Genomic DNA, 26,939 nt, shown 5'->3' with positions numbered 1-26,939 from the left:
GCTCGCGGCCATCCCGACACCGGCCCACAGGCCCCAGGCGACCGAAGAAGCCACCAGGCCCCGGGCCCTGCGATCCTCGACCAACGCGTCCAGGTGCGCGTTCGCCGCCGCGTAGCCACCCAGGCCACCGCTGCCCCACACACCCGCGCCCGACGAGAACAGCACGAACGCGTCCAGATCCCGACCCGCCGTCAACTCGTCCAGCACCATGGCGCCGCCGACCTTCGCCGACAGCAGCCAGGACAGGTCCGAGGGCTCGATCTCCTCGACCGGCCTACGGTCACCGACACCCGCCGAGTGGACCACCGACGACAACACCGGGCCCGCCGCATCGATACGGTCCAGGACCTCCGCCACGGAGGCACGGTCGGCGATGTCACACGCCACCACCTCAACTGCCGCACCGCGAGCCGCGATCGAGGCCGCCAACTCCGCCACACCGGCGGCACCCGGGCCCGAGCGGGACGTCAGGACGACCCGCGAGGCACCACGATCCGCCACCCACTGGGCGGTGATCGCACCGACGCCGCTCGTGCCACCCGTCACCAGGACCGACCCACGCGGCGACCACGCCTCGCGGACGACCGGACGGCCTGCGCGCACCAACCGCCGCGCCAGCACACCGCCCGCACGCACCGCCACCTGGTCCTCATCGCCGACCAGGACGGACGCCAGCCGCGCACCGACGCGGGCGTCCACGGCGGCCGGCAAGTCGATCAGCCCGCCCCAGCGGCCCGCCAACTCCAGCGCCGCCACGGCTCCCAGACCCCAGACCTGCGCCTGCACCGGCCGCACCGCATCACCCGCGACCGCACCCACCGCACCCCGCGTGACCACCCACAGCGGGGCGGACACACCGAGCCGGCCAAGCTCCTGAACCAGTGCGACCGTCGCGGCCAGACCGCCCGGAACCAGCGGGAACGCTTCCTCCGGCGTCTCCTCCAGGGCCAGCAGCGAGACCACACCCCGCAGGTCGGAGTGCGCGGCCACCGCAGCGGCGACACCGTCCGGAGTCGAGCGGACGACCCGCGCACCCGGAAGGTCCAGCGCCTCCGCGACCGCAGCCGCGTCGGTGCTGTCCCCGACCAGCAGCCAGGTCCCGGTCAGCACCGCGCCGGACTCGCCCACCGGCGCCCACGACACCCGGTACCGCCAGTCCGCGACCGCCGAGCCGGCCCGCTCGCGGCGCCGCCAGTCGGTCAGCGCACCCAGCGCGGCATCCGCCGGGTCCACCCCGAGCAGACCGGCGAGCGCGGTGACATCACCGCTCTCCACGGCGCTCCAGAAGCCCGCCTCCGCACCGGTGGCCACCGTGACGTCCGCGCGCTTGCGGTCCGCCTCCGGCCAGTAGTGGCGGTGCCGGAAGGCGTAGGTGGGCAGGTCCACCGTCGAACCGCGGCCGAGTACGGCGGCCCAGTCGACCGGGAGACCCTGCGCGTACACCTCGGCGAACGAGGTCAGCAGACGCTGGGCGCCGCCTTCCTCCCGTCGCAGCGTGCCCACGACGACCGGGGACAGCGCCTCCAGGGCGTCACCGATCGCCGGCGTCAGCACCGGATGCGGCGACACCTCCAGGAACACACCGTGCCCGGACTCACCCAGCAGACGAACCGCCCGCTCGAACTCGACGGTCTCCCGCAGCGACGCGTACCAGTACGCCGGGTCCAGCTCGGAACCCGCCAGCCACTCGCCCGTCAGCGCGGAGACCATGGGGATCCGGGCCTCACTCGGAGCGATGCCCTGGAGAACAGCGAGGATCTCCTCCCGCAGCTCGTTCACGTGCGCGCTGTGGGACGCGTAGTCCACCGGAATCATCCGCGCGCGCGGCGAATCCCCACAGGAGTCCGCCAGTTCACGCAGCGCGTCCGCGTCACCGGAAACCACCGTCGCCGACGGACCATTCACCGCCGCGATGGAAAGGCGGGTGCCGTACGACGCGATCCTCGCCCGAACACCCTCCACCGGCTCCGCGATCGACAGCATCCCACCACGACCCGCCAGCGCCTTCAGAGTCTTGCTCCGCAGAGCCACGACCTTCGCGGCATCGTCGAGGGAGAGAATCCCGGCCACCGCGGCGGCAGCGATCTCACCCTGCGAGTGACCCACCACCGCGTCCGGAGCAACACCCGCCGCCTCCCACACCGCCGCGAGCGAGACCATCACCGCCCACAGCGCCGGCTGCACCACATCAGCAGCCTCGAAACCGTGAAGCCCGGCCAGCACATCGTCCAACTGCCAGTCCACGTACGGCGCAAGAGCCGCAGCACACTCCGCCAGCTTCGCCGCGAACACCGGCGAGGCCTCCGCCAGCTCACGCCCCATCCCGACCCACTGGCTCCCCTGGCCGGGGAAGACGAACACCGTCCGCCCCACCCCGGCAGCAGCCACCGACCCGGTCACCACGCCCGCCGCCGGCTGCCCCGTGGCCACCGCCGCCAGACGCTCCGCGAACTCGCTCCGCTCGCCGCCGAGCACGACGGCCCGGTGCTCCAGCGCCGCACGCGTCGTCGCCAGCGACCACGCCACATCGCCGACCGACAACTCCGGCCGCGCCAGCACGTGTTCACGCAGTCGGCCGGCCTGACCGGCGAGCGCCTCGGTGTCCCGTCCGGACAGCACCCACGCCGGGACACCGCCCGACAGCACCGGCTCCACGCTCCCGCCGTCACTGTCGACGGGCGTCTCCACCTCGGCCGGCGCCTCTTCGATGATCACGTGCGCGTTGGTGCCGCTGATGCCGAACGCCGAGACACCCGCCCGGCGCGGCCGCTCGCCCGCCGGCCACGCCACCGCGTCCTGGAGCAGCCGGACGTTGCCCGTCTCCCAATCGACGTGCGAGGACGGCTCATCGGCGTGCAGCGTCTTCGGCAGCACCCCGGCCCGCAGTGCCAGCACCATCTTGATCACACCGGCCACACCCGCGGCCTGCTGGGCATGCCCGATGTTGGACTTCACCGAGCCCAGCCACAACGGCCGTTCCTCGAACCGCTCCTGGCCATAGGTCGCCAGCAGCGCGCCCGCCTCAATCGGGTCACCCAGCTCCGTACCCGTCCCGTGCGCCTCGACCACGTCCACGTCCGCGGCCGACAGCTGCGCACTCGCCAACGCCGCCCGGATGACCCGCCGTTGGGCCGGGCCGTTCGGCGCCGTGAGACCGTTCGACGCACCGTCCTGGTTGATCGCGCTGCCGCGCACCACACCGAGCACCCGGTGCCCGTTGCGGCGGGCGTCCGACAGCCGCTCCAGCACCAGCATTCCGACGCCCTCGCCCATGCCCATGCCGTCCGCGCCCTCGCCGAAGGCCTTGCAGCGGCCGTCGGCCGACAGCGCGCGCAGCCGCGAGAAGCTCACGAACTCGCCCGGGTCGGCCATCACCGTCACACCGCCGGCCAGCGCCACCGTGCACTCGCCCGACCGCAGCGCCTGCACCGCCTGGTGCATCGCCACCAGCGAGGAGGAGCACGCCGTGTCGACGGTCACCGCGGGCCCGTTCAGGCCCAGCGTGTACGACACCCGGCCGGACAGGACGCTGAGCGCGTTCCCGGTGATCAGGTGCGCCTGGGCCTCCGCTTCGTCGCCCAGCACCCCGATGTACCCGGAGGCGGCCGCGCCGATGAACACGCCGGTCGCGGAGCCGTGCAGCGACTTCGGGTCGATGCCGGCCCGCTCGACGGCCTCCCAGGAGGTCTCCAGCAGCAGGCGCTGCTGCGGGTCCATCGCCAGCGCCTCACGCGGGCTGATCCCGAAGAACCCCGCGTCGAACTCCCCGGCGCCGCAGAGGAATCCGCCCTCGATCACATAGGTCGAGCCCTCGGCGTCCGGGTCCGGGTCGAACAGGCCGTCGACGTCCCAGCCGCGATCGGCCGGGAAGCCGCTGATCGCGTCGCCGCCCGCGGCCAGGAGGTCCCACAGCTCCTCGGGCGTCCGGACGCCTCCGGGGTAGCGGCAGGCCATGCCGACGATCGCGATCGGATCGGTCGAGGCCGGTTGCACCACCACCGGGGCGGTCTCCTCCGAGACGCTCCCGAACAGCGCGGCCAGGATCTCGTCCGCCAGCGCGGACGCGCTCGGGTGGTCGAAGATCACCGTGGACGGCAGCCGGACGCCCACGGCCGCGTTCAGGCGGTTGCGCAGGTCCACGGCGGTCAGCGAGTCGAAGCCCAGCTCACGGAACGCCCGGCTGGCGACGATCTCGTCCGCCGACTCGTGGCCCAGCACCGCGGCCGCCTGCGTCCGCACCAGCTCCACGACGGTCCGGCGCCGCTCGGCGGCCGACAGGCCCGCCAACCGGGCGGCGAACTCGCTGCGCTGGTCGTCGACCGGACGGCCGGGGGCGGTGTCCTCCTGCGCCTCCGGAATGGTGTCCAGCAGCGGACGGGGACGCGCGGCCGTGAAGACCGGCGCGAACTTCTCCCACTCGACGTCCGCGACCGCGATGAACGTCTCGTCGTCGGCGAGGACCTCACCCAGCGCGGTCAACGCCCGCTGGGTGTCCAGGAAGTTCATGCCCTGCCGCAGCAGCCGGTGCGGGGTCACCCGGCCCGGCGCCTGGTCCATCACCGCGTCCACGGCGTCCCAGTCGCGGGTGTTCCACACACCCCAGGCGATCGAGGTACCCGGCAGGCCCCGGCCGCGCCGGTCCTCCGCGAGCCCGTCCAGGAAGGAGTTCCCGGCGGCGTACGCGGCGTGGTCGTTGCTGCCCCAGGTCGCCGAGATCGACGAGAACATCACGAACTCGTCGATGCCCAGGTCCGCCGTCGCCTCGTCCAGGTAGGTGGCGCCAGCCGCCTTCGCGCCCAGTGCCGCCGCCAGGCCTTCGTGATCCGTGTGCTCGACCCGCGAGAGGTACGGGGTGTTCGCCGAATGCAGGACGGTCGACAGGCCGGGACCGGTGTTCTCGATCCACGCCACCATCGCCGCAACCTGCGCACGCTCCGTCAGGTCGCAGCTGACGACCTCGACGGCCGAGCCGCCGTTCGCCACGGCGGCGGCCAGCGCCGCCACACCGTGCGCCGACGGGCCGGACCGGGAGGTCAGAACCACCCTCGGCGCGCCGTGCTCGGCAAGCCAGGGGCCGATGCAGACGCCGATCGAGCCGGTGCCACCGGTCAGCAGGACGGTGCCACGCGGCGACCAGCCCGCCGACTCGACGCGACGGGCCTCCGCCCGCACCAGACGGCGCAGGAGGACACCCGACGGCCGCACCGCGACCTGGTCCTCGCTGCCATCGGCGAACACGCCGACCAGCCGGGCCGCGGCATCGGCGTCCACCACCGGCGGCAGGTCGACCAGACCGCCCCAGCGGTCCGCGTGCTCCAGGCCCACGGCCCGGCCCAGACCCCAGACCTGCGTCTGGGTGGGGCTGGTCGTCACCTCGCCGGCCGCGGCCTGCACCGCGCCGCGGGTCAGCACCCACAGCGGAGCGGTGACCCCGGCCCGGCCCAGCGCCTGCACCAGGTCGAGGGTGTCGGCGCTGCCGCGCGGGACCCACCCGAACTCGGCGTCCAGCGACTCGTCCAGCGCCAGCAGCGACACCACACCCTGGACATCCGCACCGGCGACAGCCTCGTCGAGGCCCGCCAACGTCGTCCGCACCACCTCGGCGCCACAACTCGCCAGCGCCTCGGCCATCACACCGGCGTCCGCCGCGTCCCCGACCAGCAGCCAGGTACCGGACAGGACCGCCGGGCCGCTCCCGGTCGCCGGCTGCCAGGTGATCCGGTAGCGCCAGTCGTCCACCGACGCCCTGGCCCGCTGCGGGGTACGCGGCTCCGGCCAGAACCGCTGGCGCTGGAAGGCGTACGTCGGCAGGCCGACGCTCTCACCACTACCGAGCACCGTCGCCCAGTCCACCAGAGCGCCCTGGACGTAGGCCTCGGCGAAGGACGACAGCAGGCGCTCGGCCCCGCCGTCCTCGCGGCGCAGGGTGCCGACCACCACCGAACCGTCGACGTCCTCGACCACGTCGCCCACCGCGCCGGTCAGCACCGCGTGCGGGGACACCTCCACGAACACCCCGTGCCCGGAGGCGCCCAGGATCCGGACCGCCCGCTCGAACTCGACGGTCTCGCGGAGCGACGCGTACCAGTAGTCGGGGTCCATCTCCGGGCCCGACAGCCATGCGCCCGTCAGCGCGGACACCATGGGGATCCGGGCCTCGGTCGGCACGATGCCCTGGAGAACGGCGAGGATCTCCTCGCGCAGTTCGTCCACGTGGGCGCTGTGGGACGCGTAGTCCACCGGGATCATCCGGGCACGCGGCGAATCCCCGCACGCCTCGGCGAGTTCGCGCAGCGCGTCGGCGTCACCGGAAACCACCGTCGCCGACGGACCGTTCACCGCCGCCACCGACAACCGGGAACCGTACGAAGCGATCCGCGCGCGGACACCCGCCACCGGCTCCGCGATCGACAGCATCCCACCACGACCGGCAAGGGCCTTCAGGGTCTTGCTCCGCAGAGCGACGACCTTGGCGGCGTCGTCCAAGGAGAGAATCCCCGCGACGGCCGCAGCGGCAATCTCACCCTGCGAGTGGCCGACCACGGCGTCAGGAGCGACACCCGCCGCCTCCCAGACGGCGGCGAGCGAGACCATCACCGCCCACAGCGCCGGCTGCACCACATCAGCGGCCTCGAAACCGTGAAGGCCCGCTAGCACATCGTCCAACTGCCAGTCCACGTAAGGCGCCAGAGCCTCGGCGCACTCCGCCAACTTCGCGGCGAAGACCGGCGAGGCCTCCGCCAACTCGCGCCCCATGCCGACCCACTGGCTGCCCTGGCCGGGGAAGACGAACACCGTCCGCCCCACACCGCCAGGAGCCACCGAACCGGTCACCACACCGGACGCCGGCTGCCCCGTGGCCACCGCCACGAGACCCGCCGCGAGCTCACTCCGCTCGCCACCGAGCACGACCGCCCGGTGCTCCAGCGCCGCACGCGCCGTCGCCAGCGACCACGCCACATCGCCGACCGACAACTCCGGCCGCGCCAGCACGTGTTCACGCAGCCGACCCGCCTGACCGGCCAGTGCCGCGACGCTCTGGCCCGACACCGTCCACACCGAAGGCGCGGTCCCGAGGACCTCCGGCGCCGGCTGCTCCGCCGGGCGCTCGGCCTCGACCGCCGCGACCGGCGCTTCCTCGACGATCAGGTGGACGTTGGTGCCGCTCACGCCGAACGCCGACACACCCGCCCGGCGCGGGCGCCCACCCGCCGGCCACTCCACCGCCTCCTGGAGCAGACGGACGTTGCCCGTCTCCCAGTCCACGTGCGAGGACGGCTCGTCCGCGTGCAGCGTCTTCGGCAGCACCTCGTGCCGCAGCGCCATCACCATCTTGATCACCCCGGCCACGCCGGCGGCGCACTGCGAGTGTCCGATGTTGGACTTCACCGACCCCAGCCAGAGCGGCCGGTCGGCGGCGCGGTCCTCGGCCTGCCCGTAGGTGGCCAGCAGCGCCTGCGCCTCGATCGGGTCACCGAGCGTCGTGCCGGTGCCGTGCGCCTCGACCACGTCCACATCCGCAGCCGACAGCTGCGCGTTCGCCAGCGCCGCACGGATCACCCGCCGCTGCGACGGACCGTTCGGCGCCGCCAGACCGTTCGACGCACCGTCCTGGTTCGCCGCACTGCCACGGATCACCGCCAGCACCTGGTGCCCGTTCCGCCGGGCATCGGACAGGCGCTCCAGCAGCACCATGCCCGCGCCCTCGCCCCAGCCGATGCCGTCGGCCTCGTCCGAGAACGCCTTCGACCGGCCGCTGGAGGCCATGCCGCCCTGCTGGGCGAACTCCATGAAGGCGGCCGGGGAGACCATCACCGCCACGCCGCCGGCCAGCGCCATCGAGCACTCGCCGGCCCGCAGCGCCTGCACCGCCTGGTGCATCGCCACCAGCGAGGACGAGCAGGCCGTGTCCACCGTCAGAGCAGGACCGGTCAGGCCCAGGCAGTACGAGATCCGGCCGGAGTGGACAGCGGTCACGTTCCCGATCAGCCGGTAGCCGTCCAGGCTGGTGTCCTCGACGGGCAGGACCGAGCTGTACCCCGAGAAGTTGGCGCCGACGAAGACGCCGGTCGCCGAGCCGTGCAGCGACTTGGGGTCGATCCCGCCGTGCTCGATGGCCTCCCAGGAGGTCTCCAGCAGCAGCCGCTGCTGCGGGTCCATCGACAGGGCCTCGCGCGGGCTGATCCCGAAGAACCCGGCGTCGAACTCGGCCGCGTCATGGACGAATCCACCCTGTCGCCGGTACTCCTGGCCCTTGCCGAACTCCTCCTCGTAGGCGTCCCACCCGCGGTCGGTCGGGAAGCCGCCGATGGTGTCGGTGCCGGAGGCCACCATGCTCCAGAACTGCTCGGGGCCGACCGCCCCGCCCGGGTACCGGCATCCCATGCCGACGATCGCGATCGGCTCGCCGATCGCCGCGGCCACGACCTGGACCGTGCCGTCCCGCTGGACCGTCTGCTCGTCCGCGCCGACGAGTTCGCCGCGTACGTAGTCCGCGACGGCGGCGGCGTTCGGGTGGTCGAAGACCATCGTGGAGACGAGCCGGACGCCGAGCACCTTCGACAGGCGGTTCCGCAGCTCGACCGCTCCGACGGAGTCGAAGCCCAGCTCCTTGAAGGCCCGTTGCGGCAGCACGTCGTCCGCCGACTCGTGGCCGAGGACGGCCGCCGCGTGACCGCGCACCAGGTCGGTCAGGACCTGGCGCTGCTCAGCGGCCGGCATTCCGGCCAACCGGCCCGCCCACTCGCCGACTTCCTCGGTGGTGGACTCGACGGCGGCCTCGGCGGCCAGGACCGCGCGGACCTCGGGCAGGTCCGCCAGCAGGCGGCTCGGCCGGTGCAGGGTGTAGGTCGGCACGAACTGCGGCCAGTCGAAGCCGGCCACCACCATCGCACCCTCGCCCGCGTCCAGGACCTGGCCCAGCGCCAGCATGCCCCGACGCCCGTCGATGCCCTCCATGCCGAACTCGCGCAACCGCTCACCGCCGGAGCTCGCGGCCATCCCGATGCCGGCCCACAGGCCCCACGCGACCGAAGAAGCCACCAGGCCCCGGGCCCTGCGATCCTCCACCAGCGCGTCCAGGTGCGCGTTCGCCGCCGCGTAGCCGCCCAGGCCACCGCTGCCCCACACACCCGCGCCCGACGAGAAAAGCACGAACGCGTCGAGATCCCGGCCCGCCGTCAACTCGTCCAGCACCATGGCACCGCCGACCTTCGCCGACAGCAGCCAGGACAGGTCCGAAGGCTCGATCTCCTCGACCGGCCTACGGTCACCGACACCCGCCGAGTGGACCACCGACGACAGCGCCGGACCGGTCGCGTCGATCGAGTCGAGCAGGCCCTTGACGGAGGCGCGGTCGGCGACGTCGCACGCCACCACCTCCACTGCCGCACCGCGAGCCGCGATCGACGCCGCCAGCTCCGCCACACCGGCGGCACCCGGACCCGAACGGGACGTCAGCACGACCCGCGAAGCACCACGATCCGTCACCCACTGGGCGGTGATCGCACCCACGCCGCTCGTGCCACCCGTCACCAGGACCGAACCACGCGGCGACCACGCCTCGCGCACGTTCGGACGGCCGGCACGCACCAACCGCCGCGCCACCACACCGCCCGCACGCACCGCCACCTGGTCCTCATCGCCGACCAGGACGGACGCCAGCCGCGTACCCGTACGCGCATCCACGGCAGCCGGCAAGTCGATCAGCCCGCCCCAGCGGCCCGCCAACTCCAGCCCCGCCACGGCACCCAGACCCCAGACCTGCGCCTGGACCGGCCGCACCACATCACCCGCGACCGCACCCACCGCACCCCGCGTGACCACCCACAGCGGGGCCACAACCCCGGCACGATCGAGCGTCCGGATCAGCGCGAGCGTGTCAGCACCACCACGCGACACCCACGGGAACGCCTCCTGCGGCGACTCGTCCAGCGCCAGCAGCGACAGCACTCCGCTCAGGTCGGAGCACGCGGCCGCCGCCTCACCCACGGCATCCACCGCAGTACGGACCACGGTTGCCCCGTGGGACTCCAGCGCCGCCGCGACCGCAGCGGCATCCGGGGACTCCCCGACCAGCAGCCACGTCCCGGTCAACACCCCGCCGGACTCGCCCACCGGCGCCCACGACACCCGGTACCGCCAGTCCGCGACCGCCGCATCGGCCTGGCCACGGCGCCGGTAGTCGGCCAGCGCCGGCAACACCTCGCCCAGCCGGTCGCCGTCGATGTTCAACGCCGCCGCCAGGCCGTCGGCGTCGCCGCCCTCGACCGCCGCCCAGAACTCGGCATCGATGACGGAGCCCTCGGCAACCTCGGCCACCGCCTCGGGCCAGTAGTGACGATGCTGGAACGCGTACGTCGGCAGATCCACCGTCGAACCACCGGCGAGGACCGACACCCAGTCCACCGTGGCGCCCTGGACGTAGGCCTCGGCGAACGACGTCAGCAGGCGGTCCGCACCGCCCTCGTCGCGCCGCAAGGTGCCCGCGACAACCGGGGACAGCGTCTCCAGGGCGTCGCCGATCGCCGGGGTCAGCACCGGGTGCGGCGACACCTCCAGGAACACACCGTGCCCGGACTCACCCAGCAGACGAACCGCCCGCTCGAACTCGACGGTCTCCCGCAGCGACGCGTACCAGTACGCCGGGTCCAGCTCGGAGCCGGCCAGCCACTCGCCCGTCAGCGCGGAGATCATCGGGACCTGCGCCTCACGAGGCCGGATCCCCTCAAGGACGGAGAGGATCTCCTCGCGCAGCTCGTCCACGTGCGCGCTGTGCGAGGCGTAGTCCACCGGGATCATCCGAGCGCGCGGCGAATCCCCGCATGCCTCGGCGAGTTCGCGCAGCGCGTCGGCGTCACCGGAGACGACCGTCGCCGACGGGCCGTTCACCGCCGCCACCGACAACCGGGAACCGTACGCGGCGATCCGCGCCCGCACACCCGCCACCGGCTCCGCGATCGACAGCATCCCGCCACGACCCGCCAGCGCCTTCAGAGTCCGGCTGCGAAGAGCAACAACCTTCGCCGCATCCTCCAGCGAAAGAATCCCCGCGACAGCAGCCGCCGCGATCTCACCCTGCGAGTGACCGACCACGGCGTCCGGAGCGACACCGGCCGCCTCCCAGACCGCCGCGAGCGAGACCATCACGGCCCACAGCGCCGGCTGCACCACATCGGCGGCCTCGAACCCATGAAGCCCGGCCAGCACATCGTCCAACTGCCAGTCCACATAAGGCGCCAGAGCCTCGGCGCACTCCGCCAGCCGCGCCGCGAACACCGGCGACGAAGCGGCCAGCTCACGCCCCATCCCGACCCACTGGCTCCCCTGACCCGGGAAGACGAACACCGTCCGCCCCACCCCACCGGGAGCGAGTCCGCCGGTCACGACACCGGGCGCGGGCTGCCCCGTGGCCACCGCCGCGAGACCCGCCGCGAGCTCACTCCGCTCGCCGCCCAGCACCACCGCACGCTGCTCGAACACCGATCGCGTCGTCGCGAGCGACCACGCCACATCGCCGACCGACAACTCCGGCCGCGCCAGCACGTGTTCACGCAGCCGACCGGCCTGACCGGCCAGCGCCACCGCACTACGACCGGAGACCCGCCACACCGACGTCCCGCCGGTCAGCACCGGAAGCGCCGGGAGCTCCGGCCCAGGCTCGGGCGCCGCCTCGACGGCCGCCGGGGCCTCCTCCACGATCACGTGGACGTTGGTGCCGCTGATCCCGAAGGCCGACACGCCCGCCCGGCGCGGCCGCTCGCCCGCCGGCCACGCCACCTGCTCCTGGAGCAGCCGGACGTTGCCCAGGTCCCAGTCCACGTGCGAGGACGGCTGCTCGGCGTGCAGGGTCTTCGGCAGCACGCCGTGCCGCAGCGCCATCACCATCTTGATCACCCCGGCCACACCGGCGGCCTGCTGGGCGTGCCCGATGTTGGACTTCACCGACCCCAGCCACAGCGGCCGGTCCCCGGCGCGTCCCTGGCCGTAGGTGGCCAGCAGCGCGCCGGCCTCGATCGGGTCGCCGAGCGTGGTGCCGGTGCCGTGTGCCTCGACCGCGTCGACGTCGGACGCCGACAGCTGGGCGTTGGCCAACGCGGAGAGGATCACGCGCTGCTGCGAGGGGCCGTTGGGCGCGGACAGGCCGTTGGAGGCGCCGTCCTGGTTGACGGCGCTCCCGCGGAGCACGCCGAGCACCTGGTGCCCGTTGCGGCGGGCGTCCGACAGCCGTTCCAGCACCAGCATGCCGACGCCTTCGCCGATGCCCATGCCGTCCGCGCCCTCGCCGAAGGCCTTGCAGCGGCCGTCGGAGGACAGCGCGCGCAGCCGCGAGAAGCCGACGAACTCGCCGGGGTCGGCCATCACGGTCACACCGCCGGCCAGCGCCACCGTGCACTCGCCCGACCGGAGCGCCTGGGTCGCCTGGTGCAGCGCGACCAGCGAGGAGGAGCACGCGGTGTCCACGGTCATCGCCGGGCCGACCAGGCCCAGGGAGTAGGCGATCCGGCCGGAGAGCACGCTCAGCGCGTTCCCGGTGATCAGGTGGGCCTGTACGCCGACCTCGTCCCCGACCGCGCCGAAGTAGCCGGACGGGGCTGCGCCGATGAAGACGCCGGTCGCCGAGCCGTGCAGCGTCTGCGGGTCGATGCCCGCGCGCTCGACGGCCTCCCAGGAGGTCTCCAGCAGCAGGCGCTGCTGCGGGTCCATGGCGAGGGCCTCGCGCGGGCTGATGCCGAAGAACCCGGCGTCGAACTCCCCGGCGCCGCTGAGGAATCCGCCCTCCACGACGTAGGTCGAGCCCTCGGCGTCGGCGTCCGCGTCGAACAGCGCCTCGGCGTCCCAGCCGCGGTCGGCCGGGAAGCCGCTGATCGCGTCCCCGCCGGCGGCGATCAGGTCCCACAGCTCCTCGGGCGAGCGCACGCCGCCCGGGTAGCGGCAGGCCATGCCGACGATCGCGATCGGCTCCGAGGGCGCGGCGGCCACCGCGACCACCTGGCCGGGGCCCTCCGCCCCGAACAGCGCGCTCAGGATCTCCTCGGCCAGTACGGAGGCGCTCGGGTGGTCGAAGACGACGGTGGACGGCAGACGCAGGCCGCAGGCGGTGTTCAGGCGGTTGCGCAGCTCGACGGCGGTCAGCGAGTCGAAGCCCAGCTCGCGGAAGGCCCGCGTCGCGACGATCTCGTCCGCCGAGTCGTGGCCGAGGACCGCGGCGGCGTGGGAGCGCACCAGCTCCACGACGCTCCGGCGCCGCTCGGCCGCCGACAGGCCGGCCAGCCGCGAGGCGAACTCGCCGCGCTCGTCGGCGGCCGTCGTGGCGGCCGTCTCGGCCCGGGCCTCGGGGATGGTGTCCAGCAGCGGGCGCGGGCGCGCGGCCGTGAAGACCGGCGCGAACTTCTGCCACTCGACGTCCGCGAGGGCGATGAAGGTCTCGTCGTCGGCGAGCACCTCGCCGAGCGCCGTCAACGCCCGCTGGGTGTCGAGGAAGTTCATGCCCTGCCGCAGCAGGCGCTGGGGCGTCACCCGGCCGGGTGCCTGGTCCATCACCGCGTCGACGGCGTCCCAGTCGCGGGTGTTCCAGACACCCCAGGCGATCGAGGTGCCGGGCAGGCCGCGGGCACGGCGGTCCTCCGCCAGCGCGTCGAGGAAGGCGTTGCCGGCGGCGTAGGCGCCGTGGTCGTTGCTGCCCCAGGTCGCCGAGATCGACGAGAAGAGGACGAACTCGTCGATGCCCAGGCCGGCCGTGGCCTCGTCCAGGTGGACGGCGCCGGCCGCCTTCGCGCCGAGCGCGGCGACCAGGCCTTCGCGGCTGGTGTCCTCCACCCTGGCCAGGTAGGGCGCGTTGGCGGAGTGCAGGACGGTGGACAGGCCGGGGCCGGAGGCCTCGATCCAGGCCACCAGGCCGGTCGCCTGGCCCCGGTCCGCCAGGTCGCAGCTGACGACCTCGACGGCCGATCCGCCGTTCGCCACGGCGGCGGCGAGCGCCGCCACACCGGGCGCCGACGGGCCGGAGCGGGAGGTCAGAACCACCCTCGGCGCGCGGTGCTCGGCAAGCCAGGGGCCGATGGAGACGCCGATCGAGCCGGTGCCACCGGTCAGCAGGACGGTGCCACGCGGTGACCAGCCCGCCGACTCCACACGGCGGGCCTCGGCCCGCACCAGACGGCGCAGGAACACACCCGACGGCCGCACCGCGACCTGGTCCTCGCTGCCGTCCGCGAACACGCCGACCAGACGAGCCGCGGCATCGGCGTCCAGCACCGGCGGCAGGTCGACCAGACCGCCCCACCAGTCCGCGTGCTCCAGGCCCACGGCCCGGCCCAGACCCCAGACCTGGGCCTGCACCGGACTGGTCGTCACCTCGTCGGCGCCGACCGCCACCGCGCCACGGGTCAGCACCCACAGCGGGGCCGTGACCCCGGTCTCGACCAGCACCCGGACCAGGTCGACCGTCCCGGCCAGACCGCCCGGAACCGACGGGTGCTCCGCCAGCGGCGTCTCGTCCAGGGCCAGCAGCGACACCACACCGGCCACGCCCTCGGCCAGTGCCGCGTCGACGTCCTCCGGTCCCGCGACGGCGACGACGCTCGCACCGCGGGCCGTCAGCGCGTTCGCGACCGCCTCCCGGTCGGGGCCGTCGCCGACCAGCAGCCAGGTGCCCGACGGCGTGGCGGCCCGGTTCGCGTCGGCCGCCTGCCAGACGATCCGGTAGCGCCAGTCGTCCACCGAGGTGTCCGGGCCGGCGGCCTGGACGGAGGCCACGGCGCCGAGCCAGTAGCGCCGGCGCTGGAAGGCGTAGGTGGGCAGGTCCACGACCGTGCCGCCGCCCAGGAGCGCGGCCCAGTCGACGGGGAGGCCCCGCACGTAGGCCTCGGCGAGCGAGGCCAGCAGGCGCTCGGCGCCGCCCTCCTCGCGCCGCAGGGTGCCGACCACGGCCGAGCCCTCGACGTCCTCGACGACGTCGCCCACCGCGCCGGTCAGCACCGCGTGCGGGGAGACCTCCACGAACGCCCCGTGCCCGGACTCGGCGAGGATGCGGACCGCCCGCTCGAACTCGACGGTCTCGCGGAGCGAGGCGTACCAGTAGTCGGGGTCCAGCTCCGGGCCCGAGAGCCAGGCGCCGGTCAGCGCGGAGACCATGGGGATCCGGGCCTCGGTCGGAGCGATGCCCTGGAGAACCGAGAGGATCTCCTCGCGCAGCTCGTCCACGTGGGCGCTGTGGGACGCGTAGTCCACCGGAATCATCCGGGCACGCGGCGAATCCCCGCAGGAGTCGGCGAGTTCGCGCAGCGCGTCAGCGTCACCGGAGACGACCGTCGCCGACGGACCGTTCACCGCCGCGACCGACAGCCGGGAACCGTACGAAGCGATCCGGGCGCGGACACCCGCCACCGGCTCGGCGATCGACAGCATCCCACCGCGACCGGCCAGCGCCTTCAGGGTCTTGCTCCGCAGAGCAACGACCTTGGCAGCGTCATCGAGGGAGAGAATCCCGGCCACAGCGGCGGCGGCAATCTCGCCCTGCGAGTGACCGACCACGGCATCGGGAGCGACACCAGCCGCCTCCCAGACCGCAGCCAGCGAGACCATCACGGCCCACAGCGCCGGCTGCACCACATCAGCGGCCTCGAAGCCGTGAAGCCCGGCCAGAACGTCGTCCAACTGCCAGTCCACGTACGGAGCGAGAGCCGCAGCGCACTCCGCCAGCTTCGCCGCGAACACCGGCGACGAAGCGGCCAACTCACGCCCCATCCCGACCCACTGGCTCCCCTGCCCCGGGAAGACGAACACCGTCCGCCCCACACCGGCGGCGTCCACCGAGCCCGTGACCACGCCGGGCGCGGGCTGCCCCGCGGCGACGGCCGTCAGCCCCGCGGCGAGTCCGTCCCGGTCCGGGCCGAGCACGACGGCCCGGTGCTCCAGCGCCGACCGCGTCGTGGCCAGCGACCACGCGACGTCGCCGACCGACAACTCCGGCCGCTCCGCCACGTGTTCACGCAGTCGACCCGCCTGACCGGCCAGCGCCGCGGCGCTCTGCCCCGACACCACCCACGCGGGAAGGCCCTCGCCGGACAGGACGCGCGGCGCGGCGCCCGCCACGACCTCCGGGCGGCCCGAGCCCGCCGGCGCCTCCTCCAGGATCAGGTGCGCGTTGGTGCCGCTGACGCCGAACGCGGACACGCCCGCGCGGCGCGGCTGCTCGCCCGTCGGCCACGCCACCGCTTCGCTCAGCAGCCGGACGTTGCCCGAGGCCCAGTCCACGTGCGGCGACGGGTTCCCGGCGAAGAGGGTCTTCGGCAGCACGCCGTGCTGCAGCGCCAGCACCATCTTGATCACACCGGCGACGCCGCTCGCGCAGCCGGAGTGGCCGATGTTGGACTTCACCGAGCCCAGCCAGAGCGGCCGGTCGGCGGCGCGGTCCTCGGCCTGCCCGTAGGTGGCGAGCAGCGCCTGCGCCTCGATCGGGTCGCCCAGCGTGGTGCCCGTCCCGTGTGCCTCGACCACGTCCACGTCGGCCGCGGTCAAGCCGGCGTCGGCCAGCGCCGAGTGGATGACGCGGTACTGCGAGGGCCCGTTGGGGGCGGTGATGCCGTTGGAGGCGCCGTCCTGGTTGACGGCGCTGCCGCGGATCACGCCGAGCACCTGGTGGCCGTTGCGGCGGGCGTCGGAGAGGCGCTCCAGCGCGATGATGCCGGCGCCCTCGCCCCAGCCGATGCCGTCGGCCTCGGCGGCGAAGGACTTGCACCGGCCGTCGGCGGCCATGCCGCCCTGCTGGGAGAACTCGATGTACGCGTCGGGCATGACCAGCACCTCGACGCCGCCCGCCAGGGCGAGGGAGCACTCGCCCGAGCGCAGCGAGCGCACCGCGAGGTGGAGTGCCACGAGCGAGGACGAGCAGGCGGTGTCGATCGTCACGGCGGGGCCGGTCAGGCCCAGCGTGTAGGAGATGCGTCCGGAGACGACGGCGGTCAGGCCGCCGGTCATCTTGTAGCCCTCGGCGCCGCTGCCGTTGCCGCCCACGCCCGATCCGTACGCGGTGCCGCTGGCGCCGACGAACACGCCGGTGTCGGAGCCCTTCAGGGACATCGGGTCGATGCCGGCCCGCTCGACCGCCTCCCAGGCGGTCTCCAGCAGGATCCGCTGCTGCGGGTCCATCGCCAGGGCCTCGCGCGGGCTGATCCCGAAGAACCCGGGGTCGAAGTCGGCCACGTCGTAGAGGAATCCGCCGACCCGGGCGTACTCCTCGCCGGCGCGCGCGTCCGGGTTGCCGTAGGCGCGCTCCCACTCCGCCCAGCCGCGGTCGGTGGGGAAGCCGCCCATGGCGTCCGTCCCGGCGGAGAGCAGGTCCCAGAACCGGTCGGGGCCGGTGATGCCCCCGGCGTAGCGGCAGCCGAGGCCGACGACGGCGATCGGCTCGCGCTCGCCGGCTTCCAGTTCCTTGACGCGCTCGCGGGTCCGATACAGGTCGGCGGCGAGCTTCTTCAGAGTGTCGAGCAGCTGCTTGTCGCCGCCCGCCGCCTGCGCACCACCGGTCATCACGAAAGCCCCAATTCCTTGTTGATGAAGTCCAGGACCTCGCCGGCGTCGGCGTCGTCCAGTCGCCCGGCCAGCGTCTGCTGCTCCTGCTCGTCCTGCCGTGGTTGCTCGGTGTCGCCCAGCCAGCGGGAGAGCACGTTCCTCAGCCGCAGGGTCACGTCGCGCCGGGCGCCGCTGCCGCCGGGCACCGCCGCGAGCGCGGCCTCCAGGCGGTCGAGCCCGTCGAGCACCGGGTCGGTGCCGGGGGCGGCCCGGGTGTCGTCGGCGGGCGCGGCTCGCAGGCCGAGTTCGCCGTGCAGGTACTCGGCGAGTTCGGCGGGGGTCGGGTGGTCGAAGACGAGGGTGGCGGGCAGCCGCCGCCCGGTGGTGTCGGTGATCCGGTTGCGCAGGTCGACGGCCATCACGGAGTCGAAGCCGAGGTGGCGGAACGGCCGGCCCTTGGGCAGTGCTCCGGCGGTGTGGCCGAGGACGGCGGCGGCCTGGTCGCAGACGATCTCCACGAGTCGGCGCAGCTGCTCCGCGTGGGGCAGGCCGGCGAGTCGGTCGGCCAGGCCGGTGCCGTCCGGTGCGCCGCTCCCAGCGCCGGGGCCGGAGTCCGCGGGTTCCGGTCGGGTCCCGGCGTCGGGCAGGTCGGCGAGGAGGCGGCTGGGACGGCGCAGGGTGAACGTCGGGCCGAACACCGACCAGTCGATGTCCGCGACGGTGACGGCGTCCTCTCCGGCGTCCAGGGCCTGGCCGAGGGCGCGGACGGCGAGTTCGGGCGCCATGGCCCGGACGCCGTAGCGGGTCAGCCGGGTGGTCACGCTGCCGCCGCCCATGCCGCCGCCGTCCCACAGGCCCCAGGAGAGCGTGGTGGCGGGGCGGCCGGCGGCGCGGCGTTCGGCGGCGAGGCCGTCGAGGTAGCCGTTGGCGGCGGCGTAGCCGGCCTGGTCGCTGCCGCCCCAGACGGCGGCGCCGGAGGAGAACAGCACGAAGTCGTCGAGGCCGCGGTCGGCGGTCAGCTCGTCGAGCCAGCGGGCGCCGCCCGCCTTGGGGGCGCACACCTCGGCCAGCCCGGCCGCGGTGGTCTCGCCGACGGTGCCGCCCTGGCCGACGCCCGCGGTGTGCAGCACCGTGGACAGGGCCGGGCCGCCGGTGGCGTCGATCCGGGCCAGCAGGGCGGCGACCTCGGCGCGCTCGGCGACGTCGCAGGCGACGACGTCGACGCCGGTGCCGCGGGCGGCGAGTTCGGCGGCGCGGGCGGCGACGCCCTCGGTGGCCGGGCCGCGACGGCCGGTCAGCACGACGCGCCGCGTGCCGCGGTCGGAGAGCCAGCGCGCGACGTGCTCGCCGATGGCGCCGGTCCCGCCGGTGACCAGGACGGTGCCGCGCGGGGTCCACGCGGTGCCGTTCGCCGGGGCCTGCGGCTGCGCGGCGCGCACCAGCCGTCGTCCGTACGCGCCGGACGGGCGCAGCGCCACCTGGTCCTCGCCGTCGCCGCCCGTGAGGACGGCGGCCAGGCGCCGCAGGGCGGGGCCGGTGTCCTCGGGACGCTGCGGCAGGTCGATCAGGCCGCCCCACAGGTCGGGGTGGGCGAGGGCGGCCGTCCGGCCGAGGGCCCAGATCTGGGCGTGGACGGGCGGGCCGGCCGGCTCGCCGTCGGTGGCGGCGGCCGCGCCCCGGGTCAGCACCCACAGCGGGGCGGCGGGCGTGTCCTCCCCGTCCCCGCGCCGGTCGGCGACGGCCTGGGCCAGGGCCAGGGTGGCGGCCAGGGCGCGCGGGACGCCGGGGTGGGCGTCGAGCGGCGCGGCCGCCTCCTCGTCGAGGGCGAGGGCGGAGACGATGCCGGAGAGGTCGGCGACACCGGTGGGCAGCGCGGCGGCGAGCGCCTCGCGGTCGGTGGTGTCGATACCGTCCCCGGGCACCGTGAGGACGCGGGCGCCGGCGGCCGTCAGGGCGTCGGCGACGTCCGGCGCCGAGCCGACGAGCAGCCAGGTGCCGGCGAGCGCGGTGCCGTGCTCGGGCAGGGCCGACCAGGCGATGCGGTAGCGCCAGCCGGCGACGGCCGACTCGGCGCGTTCGCGGTGGCGCCAGCCGGTGAGCGCGCCGAGGGCCGGGTCGGCCGGGTCGACGCCGAGCAGGTCGGCGAGAGCAGCGGCGTCACCGCGCTCGACGGCGTTCCAGAAGCCCGCCTCGGCGGGCGTGCCCGCGGTGACCGGTACGGTCGGGGCCTCGGTGGGCTCCGGCCAGAACCGGTCCCGCCGGAAGGCGTAGGTGGGCAGGTCCACAACCGTGCCGCCGCCCAGGAGCGCGGTCCAGGCGACGGGCAGGCCCCGGACGTACGCCTCGGCGAGCGAGGCCAGGAGACGCCCGGCGCCGCCATCCTCGCGGCGCAGCGTGCCGACCACGGCCGGGGTCCGGTCCGCGAAGGCGTCGCTGATCGCCGGGGTGAGCACCGGGTGCGGGGACACCTCGACGTACGCCCCGTGGCCCGCGTCGGCGAGGATCCGCACGGCGCGGTCGAACTCGACGGTCTCGCGCAGGGACGCGTACCAGTAGGCCGGGTCCAGCTCCGGGCCGGACAGCCACGCGCCGGTCATGGCGGAGACCATGGGGATGCGGGCGTCGGTCGGCGTGATGCCCTGGAGAACCGAGAGGATCTCCTCGCGCAGCTCGTCCACGTGCGCGCTGTGCGAGGCGTAGTCCACCGGGATCATCCGGGTGCGCGGGAACTCCCCGCAAGAGTCGGCGAGTTCGCGCAGCGCGTCGGCGTCACCGGAGACGACCGTCGCCGACGGACCGTTCACGGCCGCGACCGACAGCCGGGAACCGTACGGGGCGATCCGGGCGCGGACACCGTCCACCGGCTCCGCGATCGACAGCATCCCGCCACGACCCGCCAGCGCCTTAAGGGTCTTGCTCCGCAGAGCCACGACCTTGGCAGCGTCGTCCAGGGAGAGAATCCCGGCCACAGCGGCAGCGGCAATCTCGCCCTGCGAGTGACCGACCACGGCATCGGGAGCGACACCCGCCGCCTCCCAGACCGCGGCGAGCGAGACCATCACGGCCCACAGCGCCGGCTGCACCACATCGGCGGCCTCGAAACCGTGAAGGCCCGCCAGGACGTCGTCCAACTGCCAGTCCACGTACGGAGCGAGAGCCTCGGCACACTCGGCCAGCCGCGCCGCGAACACCGGCGACGAAGCGGCCAGCTCACGCCCCATGCCGACCCACTGGCTGCCCTGGCCGGGGAAGACGAACACCGTCCGCCCGACCCCGTCCGGGGCGACCTCGCCGGTGACCACGCCGGGCGCGGGCTGTCCGGTGGCGACGGCCGAGAGCCCCGCCTCCAGTTCGTCCCGGTCCGCTCCCAGCACCACCGCGCGCTGCTCGAAGGCCGACCGCGTCGTGGCCAGCGACCACGCGACGTCGCCGACCGGCAGCTCCGGCCGCTCCGTGACGTGCTCGCGCAGCCGGCCCGCCTGACCGGCGAGCGTCTGCCCGTCACGGCCGGACAGCACCCACGCCGGGAGGGGGCGCGACAGGACCGGCGCGAGGTCCTCGGCGGCATCCTCGGGGACGGTCTCCGCCTCGACCGGCGCCTCTTCGATGATCACGTGCGCGTTGGTGCCGCTGATCCCGAACGCCGAGACACCCGCCCGACGCGGCCGCTCGCCCGCCAGCCACGCCACCTCGTCCTGCAGCAGACGGACGTTGCCCGTCTCCCAATCGACGTGCGAGGACGGCTCATCGGCGTGCAGGGTCTTCGGCAGCACACCGGCTTGCAGGGCCAGCACCATCTTGATCACACCGGCCACACCCGCGGCCTGCTGGGCATGCCCGATGTTGGACTTCACCGACCCCAGCCACAACGGCCGGTCCTCGAACCGCTCCTGGCCGTACGTCGCCAGCAGCGCACCGGCCTCGATCGGGTCGCCCAGCTCCGTGCCCGTCCCGTGCGCCTCGACCGCGTCCACGTCCGCCGCCGAGATCCGGGCGTTGGCCAGCGCCGCGCGGATGACGCGCTGCTGCGAGGGGCCGTTGGGGGCGGTGAGGCCGTTGGAGGCGCCGTCCTGGTTGATGGCGCAGCCGCGCACCACGCCGAGCACCCGGTGCCCGTTGCGGCGGGCGTCGGAGAGGCGTTCGAGCACCACGATGCCGACGCCCTCGCCCATGCCCATGCCGTCGGCGCCCTCGCCGAAGGCCTGGCAGCGGCCGTTCGGCGACAGGGCCCGCAGCCGCGAGAAGCCGACGAACTCGCCCGGGTCGGCCATCACCGTCACGCCGCCCGCCAGGGCGACCGAGCACTCGCCCGACCGCAGCGACTGCACGGCCTGGTGCAGCGCGACCAGCGAGGAGGAGCAGGCGGTGTCCACCGTCATCGCCGGGCCCACCAGGCCCAGCGCGTAGGCGATCCGGCCGGACAGCACGCTCATCGCCGTGCCGGTCATGCGGTGTCCTTCGGACCCGGCGGTCTCCTCCACCACGCCGAGGTAGGTCGACCGGGCCGCGCCGACGAACACGCCGGTCGCGGAGCCGTGCAGCGACTTCGGGTCGATGCCCGCGCGCTCGACGGCCTCCCAGGAGGTCTCCAGCAGCAGCCGCTGCTGGGGGTCCATCGACAGGGCCTCGCGCGGGCTGATCCCGAAGAAGGCGGCGTCGAACTCGGCGGCCCCGGTCAGGAAGCCGCCCTCGGCGACGTAGGTCTTGCCCTCGGCGTCCGGGTCGGGGTCGAAGAGGCCCTCGGTGTTCCAGCCGCGGTCGGTCGGGAAGCCGCCGATCGCGTCCCCGTGCTCGGCCAGGAGGGCCCAGAGCTCCTCGGGGGTCCGGATCCCGCCGGGGTAGCGGCAGGCCATGCCGACGATCGCGACCGGTTCGGCGGGGGCCGCGACCACGGCGGGCACCGGCCCGGCGCCGGCCGCCGCCTCGGCCCCGAAGAGCCGGGAGAGGATCTCCTCGGCCAGGGCGGCCGGGTTGGGGTGGTCGAACACGACCGTGGCGGGCAGCCGGACGCCCGCGGCGCCGCCCAGCCGGTTGCGCAGTTCGACGGCGGTCAGCGAGTCGAAGCCGAGCTCCCGGAAGGCGCGCGTGGTCGGGACCTCGGCCGCGGAGCCGTGGCCGAGGACGGCGGCGGCGTGCGCGCGGACCAGCTCGACCACCGCGCGGCGGCGCTCGGCGGCGGTCAGGCCGACGAGGGCGCGGAACAGTTCGCCGGTGGCCTCGGCCGACCGGTCCGACCCGGCGGCGTCCGGGCCCCGGTCCTCCTGCTCCCGGGCCTCGGGGATGGCGTCCAGCAGCGGGCGCGGGCGCGCCGCGCGGAACACCGGCGCGAACTTCTCCCACGTCACGTCGGCGAGCGCGATGAAGGTCTCGTCGTCCGCGAGGGTCTGGTCCAGCGCCGTCAGCGCCCGTTCGGTCTCGAGGAAGTTCATCCCCTGCCGGCGGAGCCGTCGGGGCGTCACCCGGCCGGGGCTGTGGTCCATCAGGTCGTCGACCGCGTCCCAGTCCCGGGAGTCCCAGACGCCCCAGGCGATCGAGGTGCCCGGCAGGCCCCGGGCCCGGCGGTCCTCGGCCAGGCCGTCGAGGAAGGCGTTCCCCGCCGCGTACGGGCCGTGGTCGTTGCTCCCCCAGGTCGCCGAGATCGAGGAGAACAGCACGAACTCGTCCACGTCCAGCGCGGCCGTCGCCTCGTCCAGGTAGGTGGCCCCGGCGGCCTTGGCGCTGAGCGCCGCCGCCAGGCCCTCCCTGGTGGTGTCCTCGACCCGGGCCAGGTAGCCGGTGTTGGCCGAGTGCAGGACCGTGGACAGGCCCGGTCCGGTGGCCTCGATCCGGGCGACGAGGTCGGTGACGTCCCGGCGGACGCCGGTGTCGCAGCTGACGATGTCGACGGCCGTCCCGGCGGTCGCCATCGCGGCCGCGAGTTCCACCGCCCCGTCCGCGGACGGGCCGGAACGGCTCGTCAGCACGACGCGCGGGGTGTCCCGCTCGGCGAGCCAGCGCGCGACGCAGGCCCCGATCGAGCCGGTGCCGCCGGTCAGCAGCACGGTGCCGCGCGCCCGCCAGGGGGCGCGGCCGGCCGGCCGCGGCTCGGCCCGCACCAGGCGGCGGGCGAGCGTGCCGGAGGGGCGCAGGGCGACCTGGTCCTCCGTGCGGTCCGCGAGGACCGCGACCAGCCGGGCGCCGGTCCGCGCGTCGAACTCCGGCGGGAGGTCGACCAACCCGCCCCAGCTGTCCGGGAGTTCCATGCCGATGACGCGGCCCATGCCCCACAGCTGGGTCTGCACGGGAGCGGTCGTCACCTCGTCCGGTCCGGTCTGCACCGCGCCCCGGGTCAGCAGCCACAGCGGGGCGTCGACGCCGGTCCGGCGCAGCGCCTGGACGAGGTCGACCGTCGCGGCGGTGCCGCGCGGGATCCACGGGTACGCCGGGTCGTGGCCCTCCTCCAGCGCCAGCAGGGACACCACGCCGGACACGGGGCCGGTGACGGCCTGGTCGAGGGTCTCGACGCCGGTCCGGACGACCTGCGCGCCGTGGTCGGCCAGGGTGCGGGCGCACGCGTCGGCCACGTCCCCCTCGCCGACGAGCAGCCAGCTGCCGGACAGGGCCGGTACGGCGGCCGGGTCCGCGTCCGCGGGCTGCCAGCGGATCCGGTAGCGCCAGTCGTCGACGCCCGCCGCGCCCGCCGGCCGGGCCAGGGCCGCCGGCCAGTACCGCTGGCGCTGGAAGGCGTAGGTCGGCAGCTCGACCGCCGTCCCGCCGCCGAGCACCGCCGCCCAGTCGACGGCCGCGCCGCCCGTGTACGCCTCGGCGAGCGAGGTCAGCAGGCGCTCGGCGCCGCCCTCGTCGCGGCGCAGGGTGCCCACCACGGTCGGGGAGCGGTCCTCCAGGCTGTCGGCGATCGCCGGGGTCAGCACCGGGTGCGGGGAGACCTCCAGGAACACGCCGTGTCCGGCCTCGCCGAGGATCCGCACGGCACGGTCGAACTCGACCGTCTCGCGCAGGGAGGCGTACCAGTACGCCGGATCCAGCTCCGGGCCGGACAGCCACTCGCCGGTCAGCGCGGAGATCATCGGGACCTGCACCTCGCGGGGGGCGATGCCCTGGAGCACGGCGAGGATCTCCTCGCGCAGCTCGTCCACGTGGGCGCTGTGCGAGGCGTAGTCCACCGGGATCATCCGGGCACGCGGGGACTCCCCGCACGCCTCGGCGAGTTCACGCAGCGCGTCGGCGTCACCGGAGACGACCGTCGCCGACGGGCCGTTCACGGCCGCGACGGAAAGGCGGGTGCCGTACGGAGCGATCCGCGCCCGGACGCCCTCCACCGGCTCCGCGATCGACAGCATCCCGCCACGACCAGCCAGCACCTTCAGGGTCTTGCTCCGCAGAGCCACCACCTTGGCGGCGTCATCGAGGGACAGGATCCCCGCGACGGCCGCAGCGGCAATCTCACCCTGCGAGTGACCCACCACAGCGTCCGGTGCGACACCGGCCGCCTCCCACACAGCGGCGAGCGAGACCATCACGGCCCACAGCGCCGGCTGCACCACATCGGCGGCCTCGAAACCGTGAAGGCCCGCCAGCACATCGTCCAACTGCCAGTCCACATACGGCGCCAGAGCCTCGGCACACTCGGCCAGCCGCGCCGCGAACACCGGCGACGAAGCGGCCAGCTCACGCCCCATCCCGACCCACTGGCTCCCCTGCCCCGGGAAGACGAAGACCGTCCGCCCGGCGCCGCCGGAGGCCACCGACCCGGTCACCACACCCGCCGCGGGCTGTCCCGTGGCCACCGCCGCGAGACCCGCCGCGAGCTCACCCCGCTCGCCGCCCAGCACCACCGCGCGCCGCTCGAAGGCCGACCGCGTCGTGGCCAGCGACCACGCGACGTCGCCCACCGGCAGCTCCGGCCGCGCCAGCACGTGCTCGCGCAGCCGGCCCGCCTGACCGGCCAGCGCGGTCGCGTTGCGGCCCGACACCACCCAGGCCGACGCCGCCGTCGGCAGGACGGGCGCGGGGCGCTCCTCGTCCGGCGTCGGCTCCTCGTTCACCGCCGGCTCCCCGGCCGTCGGCGCGGGCGCCTCCTCCAGGATCACGTGGACGTTCGTCCCGCTCGCGCCGAACGCCGACACACCTACTCGGCGCACCCGCTCGCCCGCCGGCCACTCCACCGGTTCCTGGAGCAGCCGGACGTTCCCCGAGGCCCAGTCGACGTGCGAGGTCGGCTCCCCGGCGTGCAGGGTCCTGGGCAGGGTGCCGTGCCGCAGGGCGAGCACCATCTTCATCACGCCGCCGACCCCGGCGGCCTGCTGGGCGTGGCCGATGTTGGACTTGAGCGAGCCGAGCCACAGCGGCCGGTCCTCGTCGCGGCCCTGCCCGTAGGTGGCCAGCAGAGCGCCGGCCTCGATCGGGTCGCCCAGCTCCGTGCCCGTCCCGTGCGCCTCGACCGCGTCGACCTCGGCGGCCGTCAGGCGGGCGTCGGCGAGGGCGGCCCGGATGACCCGGCGCTGTGCGGGCGCGCTGGGCGCCGTCAGGCCGTTCGACGCGCCGTCCTGGTTCATCGCGCTGCCGCGGATGACCGCCAGGACGCGGTGGCCGTTGCGGCGGGCGTCGGACAGGCGCTCCAGCAGGACGAGTCCGGCGCCCTCGCCCCAGCCGGTGCCGTCGGCGTCCTCCGAGAACGGCTTGCAGCGCCCGTCGGAGGCGAGGCCCTGCTGGCGGGCGAAGTCGGCGAACATCACCGGGGTGGACATCACCATCACGCCGCCGGCGAGGGCGAGCGAGCATTCGCCCGTGCGCAGCGAGCGGGCCGCCAGGTGGACGGCGGCCAGCGAGGAGGAGCAGGCCGTGTCGACGGTCACGGCGGGCCCGTTCAGGCCCAGGGTGTAGGAGACCCGGCCGGAGAGCACGCTGATCGCGCTGCCGGTGACCAGGTGGCCCTCGTCGTGGCCGTGTTCGCGCGCGTACCAGTCGTAGCCGGACGCGCTGGCGCCGACGAACACGCCGGTGTGCGAGCCGCGCAGGGCGCGCGGGTCGAGTCCGGCGTGCTCCAGGGTCTCCCAGGCGACCTCCATCACGAGGCGCTGCTGGGGGTCCATCGCGAGGGCCTCGCGCGGGCTGATGCCGAAGAAGCCGGGGTCGAACTCGGCCGCGTCGGGGAGGAAGCCGCCGCGGGTCTCGTAGCCGTGGGCGGCCGCCTCGCCCGGGTCCCAGCCGCGGTCGGCGGGGAAGTCGCCGACCGCGTCGGTGCCGGTGGCGACCAGGTTCCAGAGCTCGTCCGGCGTGCGCACGCCGCCCGGGTAGCGGCAGCCCATGCCGACGACGGCGATGGGCTCGCCGGTCACGGTCTCCAACTCGCGGACGCGCTCGCGGCTCTCGTGCAGCTCGGCCGTGACGCGCTTCAGGAAGTACCGGAGCTTGTCCTCGCTCAC

2 protein-coding genes (1 of these 2 only partly in view) are annotated in these 26,939 nt (G+C 74.7%); both read right to left on the bottom strand.

Annotation, left to right across the window (positions count from 1 at the left end; genetic code table 11):
- Nucleotides 1–17,532, bottom strand: partial view of a type I polyketide synthase gene (locus ACFRQN_RS04780; RefSeq protein WP_380738259.1) — the 5' portion only. 744 nt of this gene lie to the left of the window's left edge; 17,532 of the gene's 18,276 nt are visible here — the first part of the coding sequence; its start codon is at nt 17,530–17,532; its stop codon lies off the left edge, out of view.
- The gene (locus tag ACFRQN_RS04775; protein WP_380738247.1) at nt 17,532–26,939 is read right to left on the bottom strand and encodes a type I polyketide synthase; all 9,408 of its coding nucleotides are present in this window, start codon (nt 26,937–26,939) and stop codon (nt 17,532–17,534) included. The genes ACFRQN_RS04780 and ACFRQN_RS04775 overlap by 1 nt, the downstream gene beginning before the upstream one ends.

Origin of the sequence: Kitasatospora sp. NPDC056800, from assembly GCF_042789775.1 — a bacterium.
GTDB lineage: Bacteria > Actinomycetota > Actinomycetes > Streptomycetales > Streptomycetaceae > Kitasatospora.
The sequence above is the reverse complement of the archived record's forward strand: the minus strand, read 5'-3'. Positions and strand labels throughout refer to the sequence as shown.